This is a genomic window from Yinghuangia seranimata (assembly GCF_029953285.1).
Classification (GTDB): Bacteria; Actinomycetota; Actinomycetes; order Streptomycetales; family Streptomycetaceae; genus Yinghuangia; species Yinghuangia seranimata.
On the sequence record NZ_JASAOI010000056.1, the window covers coordinates 1 to 20,447 of the forward strand.

Below are 20,447 nucleotides of genomic sequence, written 5' to 3' on the forward strand. Positions count from 1 at the left end.
CTCTCCTCTCTATCTCTCTCCTCTCTATCTCTCTCCTCTCTATCTCTCTCCTCTCTATCTCTCGTCGGGTCTGTTGCTCGTCGGGTTTGGGTGGGAACGCCGAAGGGGGCCCGCACGGTTGGTGCGGGCCCCCTTTGGTGGGGTGGTGCTTTGGGTCAGACGCGGCGGAAGATCAGGGCGCGCTTGACTTCCTGGATGGCCTTGGTGACCTCGATGCCGCGGGGGCAGGCGTCGGTGCAGTTGAAGGTGGTGCGGCAGCGCCACACGCCTTCCTTTTCGTTCAGGATCTCCAGCCGCTGCTCGGCGCCCTCGTCGCGGGAGTCGAAGATGAAGCGGTGGGCGTTGACGATGGCGGCCGGGCCGAAGTACTGGCCGTCGGTCCAGAAGACCGGGCAGGACGTCGTGCAGCAGGCGCACAGGATGCACTTGGTGGTGTCGTCGAACCGCTCGCGGTCCTCCGGCGACTGCAGGCGCTCGCGCGTCGGCTCGTTGCCGGACGTGATGAGGAAGGGCATCACGTCCTTGAAGGACTGGAAGAACGGGTCCATGTCGACGACGAGGTCCTTCTCGACCTCCAGGCCCTTGATCGCTTCGATCGTGATGGGCTTGGTGACGTCGAGGTCCTTGACCAGCGTCTTGCAGGCGAGCCGGTTGCGGCCGTTGATGCGCATGGCGTCCGAGCCGCAGATGCCGTGCGCGCACGAGCGGCGGAACGTCAGGGAGCCGTCCTGCTCGCCCTTGATCTTGTGCATCGCGGTGAGGATGCGCTCGGTCGGGTCCGCCTCGACCTGGAAGTCCTGCCAGAACGGGACGGCCGGCTCGCCGTTCGGGCCGACCAGGTCGGGGAGGTAGCGGCGGATGCGCAGGGTGATCACGACCGGGGTGTGGTCGCGCGCGGGCTTCGCGGCGGGCGCCGAGGGGGTTTCTTCGATAACGGCAGTCATCAGTACTTACGCTCCATCGGCTGGTAGCGGGTGACGACGACCGGCTTCCAGTCCAGCCGGATCGTGTGGTCGCCGTCCGCGTCGACCTCGCGGTACGCCATCGTGTGCTTCATGTAGTTGACGTCGTCGCGCGCCTGGAAGTCCTCGCGCGCGTGGCCGCCGCGCGACTCCTTGCGGTTGGCGGCGCCGACGACCAGGACCTCGGCGAGGTCGAGCAGGAAGCCCAGCTCGACGGCTTCGAGCAGGTCGGTGTTGAACCGCTTGCCCTTGTCCTGGACGGAGACGTTCTTGTAGCGCTTCTGCAGCGCCTTGATGTCCGCGAGGGCCTGCTTGAGGGTCTCCTCGGTGCGGTAGACGCCGGCGTTGGCGTCCATCGTCTCCTGCATCTCGGCGCGGATCTGCGCGACCCGCTCGGTGCCGTCGCTGTTGCGCAGGCGCTCGAGGAGCTCGACGACGCCGCCGGCCGGGTTCTCCGGGAGCTCGACGAACTCGGCGGTGGCGGCGTACTTGGCGGCGGCGATGCCCGCACGGCGGCCGAACACGTTGATGTCGAGCAGCGAGTTGGTGCCCAGGCGGTTGGAGCCGTGCACGGACACGCACGCGACCTCGCCCGCGGCGTACAGGCCGGGGACCACGGTCGTGTTGTCGGCCAGGACCTCGGCCTCGACGTTGGTCGGGATGCCGCCCATCGCGTAGTGCGCGGTCGGGTACACCGGGACGAGCTCGGTGGTCGGCTCGACGCCCAGGTAGGTGCGCGCGAACTCGGTGATGTCCGGCAGCTTCTCCTCGATCTGCTCCGCCGGGAGGTGGGTCAGGTCGAGGTAGACGTAGTCCTTGTTGGGGCCCGCGCCGCGGCCTTCCAGCACCTCGAGCACCATCGAGCGGGCGACGATGTCGCGCGGCGCGAGGTCCTTGATGGTGGGGGCGTAGCGCTCCATGAAGCGCTCGCCGTCGGCGTTGCGCAGGATGCCGCCCTCGCCGCGGGCGCCCTCGGTGAGGAGGATGCCGAGGCCCGCGAGGCCGGTCGGGTGGAACTGGTAGAACTCCATGTCCTCCAGCGGCAGTCCGCGGCGCCACGCGATGCCCATGCCGTCGCCGGTGAGGGTGTGCGCGTTGGAGGTGGTCTTGAAGACCTTGCCGAAGCCGCCGGTGGCGAAGATGACGGCCTTCGCCTGGAAGACGTGCACCTCGCCGCTCGCGAGCTCGTACGCGACGACGCCGGAGGTGGTCTTGTTGCCGTTCTCGTCGTCGACCAGCAGCAGGTCGAGGACGTAGAACTCGTTGTAGAACTCGACGTTCTGCTTGACGCAGTTCTGGAACAGCGTCTGGAGGATCATGTGGCCGGTGCGGTCCGCCGCGTAGCAGGACCGGCGCACGGCGGCCTTGCCGTGGTCGCGCGTGTGGCCGCCGAAGCGGCGCTGGTCGATGCGGCCCTCGGGGGTGCGGGAGAAGGGCAGGCCCATCTTCTCCAGGTCGAGGACGGCGTCGATCGCCTCCTTGCACATGATCTCGGCGGCGTCCTGGTCGGTGAGGTAGTCACCGCCCTTGACCGTGTCGAAGGTGTGCCACTCCCAGTTGTCCTCCTCGACGTTCGCGAGGGCGGCGCACATGCCGCCCTGGGCGGCGCCGGTGTGGGAGCGGGTCGGGTAGAGCTTCGTGAGAACAGCGGTGCGGCTGTTCTTGCTCGCCTCGAGGGCGGCGCGCATGCCGGCGCCGCCGGCACCGACGATGACCGTGTCGTACTTGTGGATCTGCATGACCTGTTCGTGTCCTCTTAACCGCAGCGACCGCGTCAGCGACCGCGTCGCGCGCCGACTACTGGCCGATGTTCGGGTCGAAGGTGAAGATCACCAGGGTGCCCGTGAAGAGCACGATCAGGGCCGACGCGTAGAGCAGCGTCTTGAGCCAGAACCGGCTCTGGTCGCGCTCCGCGTAGTCGTTGATGATCGTGCGCAGGCCGTTGACGCCGTGCAGCTCGGCGAGCCACAGCATGATCAGGTCCCAGGTCTGCCAGAACGGCGACGCCCAGCGGCCCGCGACGAACGCGAAGCCGATGCGGGACACACCGCCGTCGATGACCAGCTGGATGATCAGGTGGCCGAGCACCAGGACGACCAGGAGGATGCCGCTCAGCCGCATGAAGAGCCAGCTGTACAGCTCGAAGTTGGTCTTGGTGGAGCGCGGCGAGCGCTTGGAGCGGGGCGCCTCGATGGACGGCCCGCCGCCGTAGATCTTCGGGGCGTTCTCGATCGTGGACGACATCGTCATCAGCTCCCGAAGATCTGACGGAGCGTGTGCTCAAGGACCCAGTAGAAGCTGCCGAGCATCAGCACGACCCACGTGCCGCACACAGCCCAGAACATCTGCTTCTGGTAGCGGGGGCCCTTCTCCCAGAAGTCGACCGCGATGATGCGGAGACCGTTGAGGGCGTGGAAGAGGATGGCCCCGACGAGGCCGTACTCCATGATGTTGACGACCGGGTTCTTGTAGATGTCGATCGTCTGGTCGTAGGCCTCGGGCGACACGCGGACGAGCGCGGTGTCGAGGACATGGGCGAACAGGAAGAAGAAGATGAGGACGCCGGTGACTCGATGAGCCACCCAGGACCACATGCCTTCCCGGCCGCGGTAGAGCGTTCCAGCCGGCACGGAAACTACCCTCCGGATGCGGTAGACGGGGCTCGGCCGGCAAGCCGTCGGTCGGCCCGGCCGGGACCCTTCCTCCGGCCCCGGCCATGTTAGCCATGGATGCACCCGCCTCCTGCCCGGGGGCACGCGATGTGATCGATTCCGCACGCCTGAGGGGAACCAAACGGGTGACGTATGGCGTGCGGGCGGCCGCCCGTGACGCTCCGTCACGAATTCGCGGCGCGCCCGGCACCGGCGAAAAACTTGGCCGGGTCAAGGGTATTCGCGACTGATCTCACACCGAGGCCGTGTATCGCTCGCGGAGCGCTGTCCCTACGATGCGGAGCATGACGGAGGCTACTGTCGACGGCGGCACGTCTACCGGTTCCACCTTTGCTTCGCAGTTCCCGCAGCCCACGCGTGAACAGTGGCAGGGTCTGGTGGCCGGCGTGCTCCGCAAGTCGAGGGTGATCGGTGAGGACGACGCACCGGACCGCCCTGAGGATCTGCTCGCGACCACCACCTACGACGGCATCACGCTGGCGCCGCTCTACACCGCCGACGACGCCTCGCCCGAGCCCGGCGTCCCCGGACTCCCCTCTTATGTACGCGGCGCCCGTGCCACCGGCGCGACGCTCGACGGCTGGGACGTCCGGCAGCTGCACGACGACCCCGACCCGGCGCGCACCGCCGAGGCCGTGCTCGCCGACCTGGAGAACGGCGTCGCGTCGGTCTTCCTGCGGACCGGCGGGGAGTCCCTCGACCCCGCCGAACTGCCGCGCGTGCTGGCCGGCGTGCTGCTCGACCTCGCGCCGGTCGTGCTCGACCCGGGCACCGACTTCGGCCCGGCCGCCGAAGCGCTCCTCGCGGTCTTCCGCGACCGCGGCGTCCCGGCCTCCGAGGTCCGGGGCAACCTCGGCGCCGACCCGGTCACCGCCCACGCGCGCACCGGACGCGCCCCCGAAGCCGGTGCGGACCTCGCCGCCGCCGCCGACCTCGCGGTGCGCGCCCACGCCGAGTTCCCGAACCTGCGCGCGGTCGTCGCCGACGGCCAGCCGTACCACGAGGCCGGCGCCTCGGAGGGCCAGGAGCTCGGCGCGGCCACCGCCGCCGGTGTCGCCTACCTGCGCGCCCTCACAGACGCCGGGCTGGACGTCGACACCGCGCTCGGCCTGGTCGAGTTCCGCTTCGCCGCCACCGGCGACCAGTTCCTCACCATCGCCAAGCTGCGCGCCGCGCGCCGCCTGTGGGCCCGCGTCGCGCAGGCCTCCGGCGCCGCGAGCGGGGCGCAGAAGCAGCACGCGATCACGTCGTGGTCGATGGCCACCCGCCGCGACCCGTGGGTCAACATGCTCCGCACCACCGTCGCGGCGTTCGCGGCCGGTGTCGGCGGCGCCGACGCGGTCACCGTGCGCCCGTTCGACACCGCGCTGGGCCTGCCCGACGCGTTCGCCCGCCGCATCGCCCGCAACACGCAGTCGCTGCTCCTGGAGGAGTCGCACCTCGCCCAGGTCATCGACCCGGCCGGCGGCTCCTGGTTCGTGGAGAAGCTCACCGACGACCTCGCGCACACCGCGTGGGCGTTCTTCCAGGACATCGAGCGCCAGGGCGGGATCACCGCCGCGCTCGACTCGGGCTGGATCGCCGACCGCGTCGCCGAGGTCCGGGCCGCGCGGGACAAGGCGCTCGCCACCCGCAAGGACCCGCTGACCGGCGTCAGCGAGTTCCCGAACCTCACCGAGGAGCCCGTGGTCCGCGAGGCCGCCCCCGCGGTGCCCGGCGGCGGACTGCCGCGGGTGCGCTACGCCGAGGCGTACGAGGACCTGCGCGACCGCTCGGACGCCGGCCTCGCCGCCACCGGCGCCCGCCCCACGGTCTTCCTGGCCACCCTCGGCCCGGTCGCCCAGCACACCGCGCGCGCCCAGTTCAGCCGCAACCTGTTCGCGGCCGGCGGCGTCGACGCGGTCGAGGCCGGCGCCACCGCGACGGCCGACGACGTGCTCGCGGCGTACGAGGCCGCGGGCCGGCCGAAGGTCGCCGTCCTCGCGTCGTCCGACAAGCTCTACGCCGACCTCGCCGCACCGGCGGCTGCCGCGCTCAAGGCCGCGGGCGCCGAATACGTGTGGCTCGCCGGCGCGGCGAAGAAGTGGGCGGACACTGGAGCCGACGGGTATCTGTTCGCCGGCTGCGACGCACTCGACGTGCTGAGCCGCACCTACGCGATCATCGGAGCCGAACGATGAGCATCCCTGACTTCACGGGCGTCGCCCTCGGCACGCCCGAGGCCGCCGACGCCGAGGCGTGGGTCGCCGCCGTCGCCGAGGCCACCGGCAAGGACGCCGCCGCGCTGACCCGCGACACGCCGGAGAACATCCCGGTCAAGGCGCTGTACACCGACGCGGACAAGGACGGCCTGGACTTCCTGGCCACCTACCCGGGCATCACGCCGTACCTGCGCGGCCCGTACCCGACGATGTACGTCAACCAGCCGTGGACGATCCGCCAGTACGCGGGCTTCTCCACCGCCGCGGCGTCCAACGCCTTCTACCGCCGCAACCTCGCGGCCGGCCAGAAGGGCCTGTCGATCGCCTTCGACCTGGCGACGCACCGCGGCTACGACTCCGACCACCCGCGCGTGTCCGGCGACGTCGGCATGGCCGGCGTCGCGATCGACTCGATCTACGACATGCGCCAGCTGTTCGACGGCATCCCGCTCGACCAGATGTCGGTGTCGATGACGATGAACGGCGCGGTGCTGCCGATCCTCGCGCTCTACATCGTCGCGGCGGAGGAGCAGGGGGTGAAGCCGGAGCAGCTCGCGGGGACGATCCAGAACGACATCCTCAAGGAGTTCATGGTCCGGAACACCTACATCTACCCGCCCAAGCCCTCGATGCGGATCATCTCCGACATCTTCGCGTACACCTCGCAGAAGATGCCGAAGTTCAACTCGATCTCCATCTCGGGCTACCACATCCAGGAGGCCGGAGCGACGGCCGACCTGGAGCTGGCGTACACGCTCGCGGACGGCTTGGAGTACCTCAAGGCCGGCATGGAAGCGGGCATGGACGTCGACGCGTTCGCCCCGCGCCTGTCCTTCTTCTGGGCGATCGGCATGAACTTCTTCATGGAGATCGCCAAGATGCGCGCGGCCCGCCTCATCTGGGCGGACCTCGTGCAGTCCGTCGGCGCGAAGAACCCCAAGTCGCTGTCGCTGCGCACCCACTCGCAGACCTCCGGCTGGTCGCTGACCGCGCAGGACGTCTTCAACAACGTGGTGCGCACCTGCGTCGAGGCGATGGCGTCCACGCAGGGCCACACGCAGTCGCTGCACACCAACGCGCTCGACGAGGCGCTCGCGCTGCCGACCGACTTCTCCGCGCGCATCGCGCGCAACACGCAGCTGCTGCTGCAGCAGGAGTCGGGCACCTGCAACGTGATCGACCCGTGGGGCGGCAGCGCGTACGTCGAACGCCTCACCTACGACCTGGCGATGCGCGCCCGCGAGCACCTCGCCGAGATCGAGAAGGCCGGCGGCATGGCCGCCGCGATCGACGCCGGCATCCCCAAGCTGCGCATCGAGGAGGCCGCGGCCCGCACGCAGGCCCGCATCGACTCGGGCCGCCAGCCGCTGATCGGCGTCAACAAGTACCTGGTCGAGAACGACCAGCCGATCGACGTCCTCAAGGTCGACAACGCGCAGGTGCGCGCCGACCAGATCGCCAAGCTCGAACGGCTGCGCGCCGAGCGGGACTCCGCCGAGGTCGAGCGCGCGCTCGCGGCGCTGTCCGGGGCCGCCGAGGCCGACCTGGCCGGCGAGCGCCCGAACGACCTGGAGCACAACCTGCTCAAGCTCGCCGTCGACGCGGCGCGCGCGATGGCGACGGTCGGGGAGATCTCCGACGCGCTCGAGAAGGCGTACGGTCGGCACCAGGCCACGATCCGCACGCTCACCGGCGTGTACCGCGAGGAGGTGGGTGCCGCGGGCAACGTCGAGAAGGCGCGCGAACTGGTCGAGGCGTTCGAGGAGGCCGAGGGCCGGCGCCCGCGCATCCTCGTCGCGAAGATGGGCCAGGACGGCCACGACCGCGGCCAGAAGGTGGTGGCGACCGCGTTCGCCGACCTCGGCTTCGACGTCGACGTGGGCGCGCTGTTCCAGACGCCGGAGGAGGTCGCGCGGCAGGCCGTCGAGGCCGACGTCCACGTGGTCGGCGTGAACTCCCTGGCGGCCGGGCACCTCACCCTGGTCCCGGCACTCCGCGACGAGCTGGCCAAGCTCGACGCGGAGGACGTGATGATCGTCGTGGGCGGCGTCATCCCGCCCGCGGACGTCCAGCCGCTGCTCGACATGGGCGCCGCCGCGGTGTTCCCCCCGGGCACGGTCATCTCGGACGCCGCGGTCGACCTGCTGCGCCGGCTTTCCGAGCAGCTCGGGCACCAGCCGTCCGCGGAGATTGCTGAGTGACGTGGCACGTCGTGTGATCGATGTCGGCCAGTACGCGGAAGGCGTGCTGGCCGGCAACCGCACCGTCCTGGCCCGCGCCGTCACCCTCGTGGAGTCCACCCGCGCCGACCACCGCGACCTCGCGCAGGAGCTGCTGGTCAAGCTGCTCCCGCACGCGGGCGGCGCGCACCGGGTGGGCATCACCGGGGTGCCCGGCGTGGGCAAGTCGACGTTCATCGAGGCGATGGGCAGCAGGCTGACCGCCGCCGGGCACCGGGTCGCGGTGCTCGCGGTGGACCCGTCCTCGACCCGTACGGGCGGCAGCATCCTGGGCGACAAGACCCGGATGGGGAAGCTCGCGGTCGACCCCGCGGCGTTCGTGCGCCCGTCGCCGACCGCCGGAACGCTCGGCGGCGTCGCGCGCGCGACCCGTGAGTCGATCGTGCTGATGGAGGCGGCCGGCTACGACGTCGTGCTCGTCGAGACGGTCGGCGTCGGGCAGTCCGAGGTGACCGTCGCCAACATGGTCGACTGCTTCCTCTTCCTGACCCTCGCGCGCACCGGCGACCAGCTCCAGGGCATCAAGAAGGGCGTCCTGGAGATGGCCGACATCGTCGCGGTCAACAAGGCCGACGGCGAGTTCGCCGCGGCGGCCCGCGCGGCCGCCCGCGAACTGCAGGGCGCGCTGCGCCTGATGCGCCGTCCGGGTGAACCCTGGTACACGCCGGTGCTGACCTGTTCGGGGCTCAGCGGCGAGGGCCTGGACGAGTTGTGGGACACCGTTCTGAAGCACCGTCAGACGCTGGAGTCGACCGGCCGGCTCGCCGAGCTGCGGCGCCGCCAGCAGGTGGACTGGACGTGGTCCGCGGTGCACGACGCGCTGCTCGCCGACCTGCACCACAACCCGGCGGTCAAGGCGCTCGCTCCGGAGCTCGAAAGGCAGGTACGCGACGGCGAGATCACCGCTACGCTCGCGGCCGTGCGGATCCTCGAGGCGTTCCGGGGCGACGGCGAGGCGTGAAAGCCGCGCCGCGGCGCGGCGCGTGACGGCGTGACAAGTCCTGACAAGCGACGACCGGTGATCACCACAAGCCCTGACAACACGTCAGCCAAGTGGACGTAGTGGCATACCCCCACCGGCCCTGGAGCATGCGCCACGGAGGGCACTTTTTCTCACCCGAACGGGGGTAATTCGCTCTCTACCACGTCCCAGGGTGGCTTGCAACGTACCCTTGCAGGGGTGAGCGCACCCCAGCCCGAAGGTCCTGCAGGCGTGGCCTCGGCCATCGCCGCCCGCGTCGCCGCCTACGCCGACGAACTCGTGGAGATCCGCCGCGACCTCCACATGCACCCGGAGCTGGGGCGGGAGGAGTTCCGCACCACCGGGCTCATCCGCGACCGGCTGGCCAAGGCCGGTCTGACGCCCCGTCTGCTCCCGGGCACGGGACTGGTGTGCGACCTTCTTCCGGCGCGCGGCACGGGCGACGGGCGCGGCATGATCGCGTTCCGCGGCGACATCGACGCGCTGCCGGTCGACGACGTGAAGGACGTGTCCTACCGCTCGACCGTCCCGGGCCGCGCGCACGCCTGCGGGCACGACGTGCACACGACCGTCACCCTGGGCGCCGCGCTCGTGCTCGCCGACCTCGCCGAGCAGGGCCTGCTGCGGCGCCCGGTGCGGTTCGTCTTCCAGCCGGCCGAGGAGAAGCTGCCCGGCGGCGCGCTCGACGTCATCAAGGCCGGCGGGCTCGACGGCGTGGAGGAGATCCACGCCGTGCACTGCGACCCGAAGGTCGAGGTCGGCCGGGTCGCGCTGCGGGTCGGCGCGATCACCTCGGCGTGCGACCGCCTCATCATCACGCTGGGCGGCCCGGGCGGGCACACCGCGCGCCCGCACCAGTCCACCGACCTGGTGACCGCGCTGGCCAAGATGGCCGCCGAACTGCCGGCCGCGCTCGCCCGGCGGATCGACCCGCGCTCGGGCGTCAGCATCGTGTGGGGCCGGATCGCCGCGGGCTCGGCGCCGAACGTCATCCCGCAGCGCGGCGAACTCGACGGCACGCTGCGCTGCCTGGACATCGAGGCGTGGCGGCAGGCCCCCGACCTGTTGCAGGAGCTGGTCGACGCGATCGCTTCGACGTACGGCGCCAAGTGGGAGCTGGAGCACCACCGCGGCGTCCCCCCGGTGGTCAACGACGCCGACGCGGTCGCCGCGGCCCGTGCCGTCGCCGCCGGCATGCTCGGCGCGGCGAACGTGGAGACGACCGAACAGAGTCTGGGCGGCGAGGACTTTTCGTGGTACCTCGAGGACGTCCCCGGGCAGTTGACCCGGCTCGGCGTCCGCCCGGTCGGCGAGCCGGTGTACGACCTGCACCAGGGTCGCTTCGACGTCGACGAGGCGGCGATCGGCATCGGCGTGCGGCTGTTCGCCGGGCTCGCCCTGCGACCGCATCGGTAGCCTTCCGATAACGACCTGGACACGAATGAGGCCCCGCACCGTCTGGTGCGGGGCCTTGCTTTTACATGAGCGCAACAGTGGGAAACCGTGGAGCGGTGAGACGTCCCCTACGGTGCGATCAAGGGCCACCCGGTCGGCTCAGCAGATCGTGTCCAAGTGGTGATCCGACCTGTATGTCAGAGATATTGATTTTGTATGTATGCTCAGCGGCGATTCGCTGTCTACGCGCGTACACGCTGGATTCTACCCGCGTTGAGAGCCATAGGTCAGCACGTCGCCACAGAACGTCGTACCGCCAGATTCGCTGATTTCGCGCCACGTTGGCGCGCATCGGAAGGAGACACCCCGTGCGCCGGGTATCCAAGGTCGCCGTGGTCGCGGTCACCGGGGCTCTCGCCCTGACCGCCACCGCCTGCGGTAGCAAGCCGAAGGACGAAAGCAAGAGCACCCCGAGCGCGTCGCAGGGGGCCGGCGGGGGTGGCGGCACCGCCGCCAAGGTCAAGGCGTGCATGGTCACCGACACCGGCGGCATCGACGACCGCTCCTTCAACGCCTCGGCCTGGAACGGCCTGCAGCAGGCGCAGAAGCAGCTGGGCGCCGAGGTCAAGTACGTGACCTCGAAGTCGGAGAACGACTACGTGCCGAACCTGGACAGCCTCGCCAAGGAGAACTGCACCGTCATCGTGGCGGTCGGCGGTCTGATGGCGGACGCGACGACGCAGGCGGCGAAGGCCAACCCGAACCAGAAGTACGTCATCGTCGACTCGACGAGCGTCGGCGACAACATCAAGGGCCTGCAGTACAACACGGCCCAGGGCGGGTTCCTCGGCGGCTACCTCGCCGCCGCGCAGACCCAGACCGGCAAGGTCGCCACCTTCGGCGGCAAGAAGATCCCGCCGGTGACCATCTACATGGACGGCTTCGTCGAGGGCGTCAAGTACTACAACCAGCAGAAGGGCAAGAACGTCCAGGTCCTCGGCTGGGACGAGGCCAAGCAGGACGGCTCGATGGCCGAGAAGTTCGACTCGCCCGCCGACGGTGAGCGCATCGCCAACGACTTCATCGCCCAGGGCGCGGACGTCATCCACCCGGTCGCCGGCCAGACCGGCCTCGGCGCCGCCTCGGCCGCGTCGAAGAGCAACGGCAAGGCCAGCATCCTCTGGGTCGACGTCGACGGCTACGAGAGCGCGTCGAACTACAAGAGCGTGATGCTCTCCACCGTCACCAAGGCGATCTCCGACTCGGTGTTCCAGTCGGTGAAGGAGACCAGCGAGGGCAAGTACAGCACCACGCCGTACCTGGGCACGCTCCAGAACAACGGCACGGGCCTGGCGCCGTACCACGACTTCGACAGCAAGGTCTCGGCCGAGACGAAGAACGAGATCAACCAGCTGAAGCAGGACATCATCAGCGGCAAGATCCAGATCACCTCGCCGGCCCAGCCGAAGAGCTGACCCACCGGCCGGACGTGGCGGACCCCGGTGGTCCGCGGCGTCCGGCCGCGCCGCTGTCCGGCACCCCTGCGCGGGGTGCCGGCCGGCTCCTGGCCGGGCCCAGCCCGGCCGGCCCCGACTTTCGACCATCCGCGCGTCCCGTCCCCCGGGGCGTCGCGCCGCTGAGGAGGTGACCGCGCTGAAGCTGGAGCTGCGCGGGATCACGAAACGGTTCGGATCGCTGGTGGCGAACGACCACATCGATCTGACCGTCGAACCCGGAGAGATCCATTGCCTCCTCGGTGAGAACGGCGCGGGCAAGTCGACGCTGATGAACGTCCTGTACGGCTTGTACGAGCCGACCTCGGGCGAGATCGTCGTCGACGGGCAGCCGCGGACCTTCCGCACCGCGGGCGACGCCATCGACGCCGGAATCGGCATGGTGCACCAGCACTTCATGCTGGTCCCGGTGTTCACCGTGGCCGAGAACGTCATGCTCGGCGAGGAGGAGACCAAGGCGCTCGGCTGGCTGGACCGCCGCCGGGCCCGCAAGAAGGTGCTCGACCTGGTCGCCGAGTACGGCCTCGCGGTCGACCCGGACGTCATGGTCGAGGACCTGCCGGTCGGCCTCCAGCAGCGCGTGGAGATCCTCAAGGCGCTGGTCCGCGACGCCAAGGTGCTGATCCTCGACGAGCCCACCGCGGTGCTCACCCCGCAGGAGACCCAGGAGCTCTTCCGGGTCATGCGGGCGCTGCGCGCGTCGGGCCACTCGATCGTGTTCATCACCCACAAGCTCAAAGAGGTCAAGGCGGTCGCCGACCGGATCACCGTCATCCGGCGCGGCAAGGTCGTCGGCACCGCCGAGCCCTCGGCGTCCGAGACCGAGCTCGCCTCGCTCATGGTCGGCCGCCCGGTCGACCTGGTGGTGCACAAGGAGCCCGCGCGGCCCGGCGACGTCCGCTTCACGATGGACAAGGTCACCGTGGTCGACGACCTCGGCAACGTCCACGTCGACGGGGTCGACCTGGAGCTGCGCGAGGGCGAGATCCTCGGCATCGCCGGCGTGCAGGGCAACGGCCAGACCGAGCTGACCGAGGCGATCCTCGGGCTGCGCAGGCCGGCCGCGGGCAAGATCACCCTGGACGGCCGCGACCTCAGCACGCTCAGCCCGCGCAAGACGCTGGAGATGGGCGTCGGGTTCGTCCCCGAGGACCGCCAGCACGACGGCATCGTCGGCGAGTTCACGGTGGCCGAGAACCTGGTCCTGGACCTGGTGACCCGACCGCCGTTCGGCGGCGGTGTCGCGATCAACCCCAAGTCGGTGCGCGAGAACGCGTACAAGCGGGTCCGCGAGTTCGACATCCGCACACAGTCCATCGACTCCCCGGCCGGCACGCTGTCCGGCGGCAACCAGCAGAAGGTCGTCGTCGCCCGCGAGATGTCCCGCCCGCTGCGGCTGTTCATCGCGTCGCAGCCGACCCGCGGCGTCGACGTCGGCGCCATGGAGTTCATCCACCAGCGCATCGTCGCGGAGCGCGACCTCGGCACCCCGGTGATCATCGTGTCCACCGAGCTGGACGAGGTCGTCGCGCTCGCCGACCGCATCGCCGTCATGTACCGCGGCCGCATCGTGGGCATCGTCCCGCCGACCGCGAGCCGCGAGCAGCTCGGCCTGCTGATGGCCGGCGTCGACGACCCGGCGCTGCTGGCCGCCGCGGCGGGCAAGCCGGACGCCGAGGCGGACGGGACCACGGACAGCACCGACACGACCGACAGCACGAACGACGGGGAGGAGGGACAGGCATGAGCGACGAGACCCCCGCTCCCGAGACGCCCGCCACCCCGGCGAAGCCCGACGGCGGCGACCGCAAGCAGCCCTCCATGGGCAAGCAGATCGTCGACGCGATCGTCACCGGCAACTCCGTCGTGGTGACGTTCCTCGCGATCGTGCTGGGCCTGGTCGTCGGCGGGATCCTGATGGTCCTGTCCGACCAGGAGGTCCTGGACAAGTACAAGTACTTCTTCGCGGACCCGGGCGACTCGCTCTCCGCGTCGTGGACCCTCGTCAAGAACGCCTACGTCGCGCTGTTCGAGGGCTCGATCGTCGACCCGTCGACGTTCGACAGCAACTACGCGCCCTTCATTCTCGGCCCGATCTCCGAGACGATCTCGCAGGCCACCCCGCTGATCTTCGGCGGCATCGCGATCTCGATCGCCTTCCGCGCCGGCCTGTTCAACATCGGCGCGCAGGGCCAGATCATCGCGGGCGCGATCCTCGCGTCGTGGATGGGCTTCCAGTTCGACCTGCCGGTCGGCATCCACCTGATCCTGGTGATCCTCGCGGGCATCCTCGGCGGCGCCTTCTACGCCGCCATCGCCGGCGTCCTCAAGGGCCGCTTCGGCGCCCACGAGGTGATCATCACGATCATGCTCAACTACATCGCGCTGTACTTCCTGTCGTGGCTGCTCACCACGGACGCCTTCCAGCGTCCCGGCACGCAGCAGCTGATCGGCAAGTCGGCGCACTCGAACGCCACGCTGCCGCGGCTGTTCGGCGACGAGCTGCGGATCAACCTCGGCATCATCCTCGCGCTGGCCGCGCTGGTGCTGTACTGGTGGATCCTCAACCGCTCGGCCATGGGCTTCGAGCTGCGCGCCGTCGGGTCCAACCCGGAGGCTGCGCGCACCGCGGGCATGAGCGTGCCGCGCGCCCAGGTCGTGGCGATGGCGCTGTCCGGCGGTATGGCCGGACTGATCGGCGTCTCGCAGGTGATGGGCCCGTACAACCCGGCGCACAGCCTGACCACCGCGATCGACGCGGGCCTCGGCTTCACCGCGATCACCGTCGCGCTGCTCGGCCGGACCTCCCCGGTCGGCGTGCTGTTCGCGTCGCTGCTGTTCGGCGCGCTGCAGGCGGGCGGTTCGCGCATGCAGGCGTCGGCGGGTGTCTCCATCGACATCGTGATCGTCGTCCAGGCGGTGATCGTGCTCATGGTCGCGGCCCCGCCGCTGGTCCGCACGATCTTCCGGCTCAAGGGCGCGCACAGCGGCGGCGAGGGCGCGCTGGTCGCCACGGAGACCGGGGGCGTGGGGGGCGAGTCATGACGGACGAACGACGGCCCGAACCCGCGGAGAACCCGGACCAGGAAGGCGGTGCACACGTGAGCACGGTCATCGCGCCCGAGCCCGAGGCGCCGCAGGCGGCGACCGGCGCGGCGGCGAAGGCGCTGGAGCGCGCCGCGCTGCGCCGCGCCCTGGTGACCGGCATCGGCTTCATCGTGATCGGCCTCTACGCGCTGTGGGCGTTCGGCCTGGGCACGGAGTCCGGTGTGGACGCGGTGTTCGGCATGAACGTCGCCAACAACCGCGGCTCCGAGGTCTCGCCGCTGCACGTCGCGGCGCGCGGCACGGCCATCGCGATGTCCGTCCTGTGCATGGTCGCGGGCGTGCTCCGCATCGTGCTGGACAAGTCCCGGCTGGCCCGGCGGCTGAGCGTCGCCCTGTTCGTCGTCGCCTTCGTGGTGGCGTTCCTGTGCTGGGCGGTCGCGGGCAAGCAGATGTCCTTCGCGGGCGCGCTGCAGAACACGATGCTCGCCGCCACGCCGCTCATCCTGGGCGCGCTCGCGGGCGTCATCGGCGAGCGCTCCGGCGTGGTCAACATCGCGATCGAAGGCCAGTTCCTGTTCGGCGCGTTCGCCGCGGCGCTGACCGCCTCGGTCACCGGCTCGCTGACCGCGGGCCTGTTCGCCGGCGCGGCCGCGGGCGGCCTCGTCGGCCTGCTGCTCGCCGTGTTCGCGGTGCGCTACCTGGTCGAGCAGGTCGTCCTCGGTGTCGTCATCAACCTGCTGGTGTCCGGCATCACGGGCTTCCTGTACACGCAGCTGCTGCAGCCGCACAGCGACCGGTACAACAACCCGGGCGTCTTCGAGAACCACAAGATCCCGGGCCTCGGCGACATCCCGGTCATCGGCCCGGTGCTGTTCGACGTGAACGTCATCGTGTACCTGATGTACGCGCTGGTGATCGCCACGCACCTCGGCCTCTTCTACACGCGCTGGGGCCTGCGCGCCCGCGCGGTCGGCGAGCACCCGACCGCCGCGGACACCGTCGGCATCAAGGTCAACCGGACGCGCTACATCAACGTCGGCCTCGCGGGCTGCATCGCGGGCGTCGGCGGCGCGTTCCTGACCATCGGCACGGTCGGCACGTTCAGCAAGGACATGGCGTCGGGTGCGGGCTACATCGCGCTCGCCGCGGTCATCTTCGGCCGCTGGCGGCCGTTCGGCGCGGTCGCCGCGGCCCTGCTGTTCGGCTTCTCGAAGGCGCTGGCGACGTCGCTGCAGCCGCTGCACACGGCGATCCCGGCCGAGTTCCTCAACATGATCCCGTACGTCGTGACCGTGTTCGCGGTGGCCGGCCTGGTGGGCAAGGTGAGCCCGCCGGCGGCGGCCAACAAGCCCTACACGAAGGGCTGACCGGATGGCTGCGACAGCTGTGACGGCCGACCGGGTCGACTGGGCGGTGCTGCGCGGTGCCGCGCGGGAGGCGATGACCCACGCGTACGCGCCGTACTCGAACTTCCCGGTCGGCGCCGCCGCCCTGGTCGACGACGGCCGCACCGTGGTGGGCTGCAACGTGGAGAACGCGTCCTACGGCGTGACGCTGTGCGCCGAGTGCAGCCTGGTGGGCGCGCTGCACGCGGGTGGGGGCGGCCGCCTGGTCGCGTTCACCTGCTGCGACGGCGACGGCGCGGTGCTGATGCCGTGCGGGCGCTGCCGCCAACTGCTGTGGGAGCACGGCGGACCGGACCTGCTGGTGGACACCGCGCGCGGCATACGCCCGCTGAGCGAGCTGCTGCCGGACGCGTTCGGTCCGCACAACCTGGGCTGACGGCGGCGCCCACCGGGCGTCCGACGAACCCGCGCCGAACCGAACGGCACCGAGCAGAGCAGACGAGAGCAAGGAGCACGTAGAGCATGGACGTCATCTCCGTCATCCGTACGAAGCGCGACCGCGGCGAGCTGACCAACGGTCAGATCGACTGGGTGGTCGACGCGTACACGCGGGGCGACGTCGCGGACGAACAGATGTCCGCGCTGGCGATGGCGATCCTGCTCAACGGCATGACGGCGGCGGAGATCAACCGCTGGACGGACGCGATGATCGCGTCGGGCGAGCGCATGGACTTCTCGGCGCTGTCCCGCCCGACCGCCGACAAGCACTCCACGGGCGGCGTCGGCGACAAGATCACGCTGCCGCTCGCGCCGCTCGTCGCGGCGTGCGGCGTCGCGGTGCCGCAGCTGTCCGGACGCGGCCTCGGCCACACCGGCGGCACGCTCGACAAGCTGGAGTCGATCCCCGGCTGGCGCGCGCAGCTGTCGAACGACGAGATGCTCGCCGTCCTCGAGTCGGTCGGCGCGGTCATCTGCGCGGCCGGCGACGGGCTCGCGCCCGCCGACAAGAAGCTCTACGCGCTGCGCGACGTGACCGGCACCGTCGAGGCCATCCCGCTGATCGCCAGCTCGATCATGAGCAAGAAGATCGCCGAGGGCACCGGCGCGCTGGTGCTGGACGTGAAGGTCGGCACCGGCGCGTTCATGAAGGACCTCGCCGACGCGCGCGAACTGGCCCGCACCATGGTGCGGTTGGGCGTCGACCACGGGGTGAAGACGGTCGCGCTGCTCACCGACATGTCCACGCCGCTCGGCCTGACCGCCGGCAACGCGCTCGAAGTCCGGGAGTCCGTGGAGGTGTTGGCCGGCGGCGGCCCGGCCGACGTGGTCGAGCTGACGCTCGCGCTCGCGCGCGAGATGCTCGCCGCGGCGGGCGTCGCCGACAAGGACCCGGCCGACGCGCTGCGCGACGGCTCGGCGATGGACGCGTGGCGGCGCATGATCACGGCGCAGGGCGGCGACCCCGACGCGCCGCTGCCGGTCGCCCTCGACCAGCACGTCGTCACGGCGCCGGAGTCCGGTGTGCTGACCCGCCTCGACGCGTACGACGTCGGCGTCGCGGCGTGGCGCCTGGGCGCGGGCCGCGCGCGCAAGGAGGAGGAGGTCCAGGCCGGCGCGGGCGTCGAACTGCATGCCAAGCCGGGCGACCAGGTCGTCGCGGGGCAGCCGCTGATGACGCTGCACACGGACACGCCCGAGCGGTTCGCGTACGCGCTCGAGTCGGTCGAGGGATCGTTCGACATCGCTTCGGCGGACACGAAGTTCGAGGCGACGCCGATCGTGATCGACCGGATTGGCCCGACTTCCTAACAGCGAACGACCATATCTGTACCGGGATTTGGCGTACGTCTTTCAGTGGCAGCGATCACGAGCCGACATACTCGGGACGTCCTGATCCGATGGCGCAGGCCTCGGAGCTGATCGGGGCTGCGCCGAACGTTCCATGAGGTGCGTCCCCAATGTCCTCATCGTTTCGTTTTCGTCGCGCGCTCGTCCCGGTCGCCGCGGTGACCTCCGTGCTACTGCTCGCCTCCGCGTGCAACGGCGACGACAAGAAGACCGACACGAGCCCGACCTCCGCCGCGCCCGCGACGGACACCGTCGGCACCACGAGCTCGGTCCCGCTCCCGACGGCCACGCCCTTCAACTCGACCGGGGGCGGCGCTTCGGCGTCCGCCCCCGCGAGCAAGCCCGCGGGCGGCTCCGGAGGGTCGTACACCAAGGAGCAGCTCGAGAAGGTCATCCTCGGCAAGGCCGACTTCCCGGCCACCAGCAAGGTCATCCCGTACCCGGTCATGGACCCCGCGCCCAAGGCCGCGAACCCGGCCTGCGACAAGATCATCCAGGCGTTCTCGGGCTTCGTCGACCAGGGCCGGGCGAAGGCCAGCACCAGCATCCGCTACATCAACAACGGCGACGAGTCCGACGTACGAACGATCCTGCTCGCCGCGTACGCGCCCGGCGACGCGGCGAAGGTCATCGCCGAGTTGAAGGCGGGCAACGGGGACTGCGGCAACTTCCCCGCGACGCAGGCCGGCGCCACCGTGCACCTGCAGCCCATGTGGGTCACCGCCGAGGGCCAGGCCGACGAGACCTTCGCCCTCGAACTGAAGGGGACTTCGGGAAGTCAGAACCTCTCGACCATGTACGAGTTCGTGCGGGTCGGCGACATGCTCGCCGTCTTCGCCGACAAGAACCGCGCCAAGCCGTACATGTCCCTCACACCGGACGAGAAGACGGTGAACGCGCAGGTCGCCAAGATGCGCGCCGCGAAGTAGCCCGCGGCGAGCCCGTGCTCCGGATCGCCGTGGCGGCCACGGCCGCCGCGGCGCAGACCGCGAGCACGAACAGCACCGCCCCGGCCCAGCCCACGCGGTGGAAGGCCACGCCGCCGACCGGGCCGCCCAGGCTGCTGCCCAGGTAGTAGGCGGCGATGTAGAGCGCCGAGGCCTGGGCGCGGCCGGACTTCGCGCGGAGGCCGACCGCCGAGCTCGCGGTGGCGTGGCCGGCGAAGAAGCCCGCGGTGAGGACGACCAGGCCCAGGACGACCGGCACCAGGTGGTCGGGGAGCGTCAGCAGCGCGCCGGCCGCCGTGACCGCGACGGCGGCCCACAGCGTCGTGCGGTGCCCGAAGCGTCCCACCAGCCGCCCCGCGGCCGCCGAACTGAACGTGCCGGCCAGGTAGATCACGAAGATCGCGCCGACCACCGCCTCCGGCAGGCCGAACGGCGGCGCGAGCAGCCGGTAGCCCAGGTAGTTGTAGACCGTGCCGAACGCGGCCATGAACAGCATGCCGAGCAGGTACAGGCGGCGCAGCGTCGGATCGGCCAGGTGCCCGCGCAGCGTCGCCGTCATCGCGCGCGACGACAGGCCGCCGGGGCGGAAGTTGCGCGACCGCGGCACCAGGACCCGGAACGCGACCGCCGCCGACAGTGCCAGCAGCCCGACCGCGAACAGCGCGACGCGCCAGCCGCCGAGGTCGGCCGCGAAGCCCGTGACGAGTCGGCCGCCCATGCCGCCGATGCTGTTTCCGGCCACGTACAGGCCCATCGCGGCAGGCAGTGCCGGGGCCTCGATCTCCTCGGCCAGGTACGCCATCGCGGTCGCGGGCAGCCCGGCCAGCGCCACCCCCTGGAGGGTGCGCAGCGCGACCAGCGTCCCGAAGTCCGGTGCGAACGCCGCCAGCACGCCCAGCAGCGCGGCCGCGAACACCGACACCGTCATGACCCGCACGCGCCCCCAGCGCTCGGACAGCATGCTCACCGGGATGACCGCGAGCGCGAGCGCGCCGGTGGTGACCGACACCGAGACGCTGGCTTGAGCCGGCGTCAGACCGAACCGGTCGGACAGCTGGGGGAGGAGCGTCTGCGTCGTGTAGAGCATCGCGAACGTGGCGCATCCGGCGAGGAACAGCGCGAGGTTGACCCGGCGGTATCCGGACGAGCCGTGTGCGTGGCGCACCGGTGTGGCGGGGGAGGCGGTCTCGGCTTCGGAGGCGGCTTTCGGTGCGCCGCGGCCTTGGGCAGGCTCTGACGAGGGCATGCGTCGAACGTAGAACCGAACCTGTCATGCGTCCAATGCATGAAGC

General features: G+C 70.6%; 16 protein-coding genes. 11 read left to right on the top strand and 5 right to left on the bottom strand.

All coding sequences use genetic code 11. The features are described from left to right. Positions 1-155: 155 nt before the first annotated feature. From QI554_RS32870 to sdhC, 4 genes are read right to left on the bottom strand one after another with little or no spacing between them, the layout of a single operon-like run. Positions 156-944: a succinate dehydrogenase iron-sulfur subunit gene (locus QI554_RS32870; RefSeq protein WP_281475325.1), complete on the bottom strand. Its 789-nt coding sequence runs from the start codon at positions 942-944 to the stop codon at positions 156-158. Next, on the bottom strand, positions 944-2,701 hold the full coding sequence (sdhA, locus tag QI554_RS32875; RefSeq protein WP_281475326.1) for a succinate dehydrogenase flavoprotein subunit: 1,758 nt from the start codon (positions 2,699-2,701) through the stop codon (positions 944-946). The genes QI554_RS32870 and sdhA overlap by 1 nt, the downstream gene beginning before the upstream one ends. 58 nt (positions 2,702-2,759) lie before the next feature. Beyond that, the gene (locus QI554_RS32880; protein ID WP_281475486.1) at positions 2,760-3,206 is read right to left on the bottom strand and encodes a succinate dehydrogenase hydrophobic membrane anchor subunit; all 447 of its coding nucleotides are present in this window, start codon (positions 3,204-3,206) and stop codon (positions 2,760-2,762) included. Positions 3,207-3,211: 5 nt separating this feature from the next. After that, positions 3,212-3,592: a succinate dehydrogenase, cytochrome b556 subunit gene (gene sdhC, locus QI554_RS32885; RefSeq protein ID WP_281475327.1), complete on the bottom strand. Its 381-nt coding sequence runs from the start codon at positions 3,590-3,592 to the stop codon at positions 3,212-3,214. Between the two features lie 326 nt (positions 3,593-3,918). Here sdhC and QI554_RS32890 point away from each other — a divergent pair, with 326 nt between their 5' ends. The 11 genes from QI554_RS32890 to QI554_RS32940 all read left to right on the top strand — a co-directional run bounded on the left by QI554_RS32890 (position 3,919) and on the right by QI554_RS32940 (position 19,137). Then, positions 3,919-5,814, top strand: a complete 1,896-nt coding sequence (locus QI554_RS32890; protein ID WP_281475329.1) for a methylmalonyl-CoA mutase family protein — start codon at positions 3,919-3,921, stop codon at positions 5,812-5,814. Then, on the top strand, positions 5,811-8,036 hold the full coding sequence (gene scpA / locus QI554_RS32895; protein ID WP_281475331.1) for a methylmalonyl-CoA mutase: 2,226 nt from the start codon (positions 5,811-5,813) through the stop codon (positions 8,034-8,036). The genes QI554_RS32890 and scpA overlap by 4 nt, the downstream gene beginning before the upstream one ends. A 1-nt stretch (position 8,037) precedes the next feature. After that, the gene (gene meaB / locus QI554_RS32900) at positions 8,038-9,036 is read left to right on the top strand and encodes a methylmalonyl Co-A mutase-associated GTPase MeaB (RefSeq protein ID WP_281475333.1); all 999 of its coding nucleotides are present in this window, start codon (positions 8,038-8,040) and stop codon (positions 9,034-9,036) included. A gap of 219 nt (positions 9,037-9,255) precedes the next feature. After that, a complete protein-coding gene (locus tag QI554_RS32905) occupies positions 9,256-10,473 on the top strand; it encodes an amidohydrolase (protein WP_425528090.1) in 1,218 nt (405 codons plus the stop codon). A 347-nt stretch (positions 10,474-10,820) separates the two neighbouring features. Next, on the top strand, positions 10,821-11,927 hold the full coding sequence (locus tag QI554_RS32910) for a BMP family lipoprotein (RefSeq protein WP_281475335.1): 1,107 nt from the start codon (positions 10,821-10,823) through the stop codon (positions 11,925-11,927). A gap of 169 nt (positions 11,928-12,096) precedes the next feature. Then, positions 12,097-13,713 carry an ABC transporter ATP-binding protein gene (locus QI554_RS32915; RefSeq protein ID WP_281475337.1) on the top strand — a complete coding sequence of 539 codons (1,617 nt, stop codon included), beginning with the start codon at positions 12,097-12,099 and terminating at the stop codon, positions 13,711-13,713. Beyond that, on the top strand, positions 13,710-15,011 hold the full coding sequence (locus QI554_RS32920) for an ABC transporter permease (protein WP_281475338.1): 1,302 nt from the start codon (positions 13,710-13,712) through the stop codon (positions 15,009-15,011). The genes QI554_RS32915 and QI554_RS32920 overlap by 4 nt, the downstream gene beginning before the upstream one ends. Then, on the top strand, positions 15,008-16,381 hold the full coding sequence (locus QI554_RS32925) for an ABC transporter permease (RefSeq protein WP_281475339.1): 1,374 nt from the start codon (positions 15,008-15,010) through the stop codon (positions 16,379-16,381). Before QI554_RS32920 ends, QI554_RS32925 begins: the two co-directional genes overlap by 4 nt. A 4-nt stretch (positions 16,382-16,385) precedes the next feature. Then, positions 16,386-16,796 carry a cytidine deaminase gene (locus QI554_RS32930; RefSeq protein WP_281475341.1) on the top strand — a complete coding sequence of 137 codons (411 nt, stop codon included), beginning with the start codon at positions 16,386-16,388 and terminating at the stop codon, positions 16,794-16,796. Between the two features lie 86 nt (positions 16,797-16,882). Next, entirely contained in the window at positions 16,883-18,169 is a 1,287-nt protein-coding gene (locus tag QI554_RS32935) for a thymidine phosphorylase (RefSeq protein ID WP_281475342.1), read from the top strand. A gap of 197 nt (positions 18,170-18,366) precedes the next feature. Then, positions 18,367-19,137 carry a hypothetical protein gene (locus QI554_RS32940; RefSeq protein WP_281475344.1) on the top strand — a complete coding sequence of 257 codons (771 nt, stop codon included), beginning with the start codon at positions 18,367-18,369 and terminating at the stop codon, positions 19,135-19,137. Here the strand turns inward: QI554_RS32940 and QI554_RS32945 are convergent. Next, positions 19,079-20,401 (bottom strand): MFS transporter, encoded by a 1,323-nt coding sequence (locus QI554_RS32945; RefSeq protein ID WP_281475346.1) that lies wholly within the window; start codon positions 20,399-20,401, stop codon positions 19,079-19,081. The two genes, QI554_RS32940 and QI554_RS32945, sit on opposite strands and share 59 nt — an antisense overlap. Positions 20,402-20,447: the final 46 nt, after the last annotated feature.

What these genes read in the sequence shown, in the direction of transcription:
- QI554_RS32945 (WP_281475346.1), bottom strand. Translation starts at nt 20,401, where the DNA reads ATGCCCTCGTCAGAGCCTGCCCAAGGCCGCGGCGCACCGAAAGCCGCC.
- QI554_RS32930 (WP_281475341.1), top strand. Translation starts at nt 16,386, where the DNA reads ATGGCTGCGACAGCTGTGACGGCCGACCGGGTCGACTGGGCGGTGCTG.
- QI554_RS32870 (WP_281475325.1), bottom strand. Translation starts at nt 944, where the DNA reads ATGACTGCCGTTATCGAAGAAACCCCCTCGGCGCCCGCCGCGAAGCCC.
- QI554_RS32880 (WP_281475486.1), bottom strand. Translation starts at nt 3,206, where the DNA reads ATGTCGTCCACGATCGAGAACGCCCCGAAGATCTACGGCGGCGGGCCG.
- QI554_RS32920 (WP_281475338.1), top strand. Translation starts at nt 13,710, where the DNA reads ATGAGCGACGAGACCCCCGCTCCCGAGACGCCCGCCACCCCGGCGAAG.
- QI554_RS32890 (WP_281475329.1), top strand. Translation starts at nt 3,919, where the DNA reads ATGACGGAGGCTACTGTCGACGGCGGCACGTCTACCGGTTCCACCTTT.
- QI554_RS32925 (WP_281475339.1), top strand. Translation starts at nt 15,008, where the DNA reads ATGACGGACGAACGACGGCCCGAACCCGCGGAGAACCCGGACCAGGAA.
- QI554_RS32935 (WP_281475342.1), top strand. Translation starts at nt 16,883, where the DNA reads ATGGACGTCATCTCCGTCATCCGTACGAAGCGCGACCGCGGCGAGCTG.
- scpA (WP_281475331.1), top strand. Translation starts at nt 5,811, where the DNA reads ATGAGCATCCCTGACTTCACGGGCGTCGCCCTCGGCACGCCCGAGGCC.
- sdhA (WP_281475326.1), bottom strand. Translation starts at nt 2,701, where the DNA reads ATGCAGATCCACAAGTACGACACGGTCATCGTCGGTGCCGGCGGCGCC.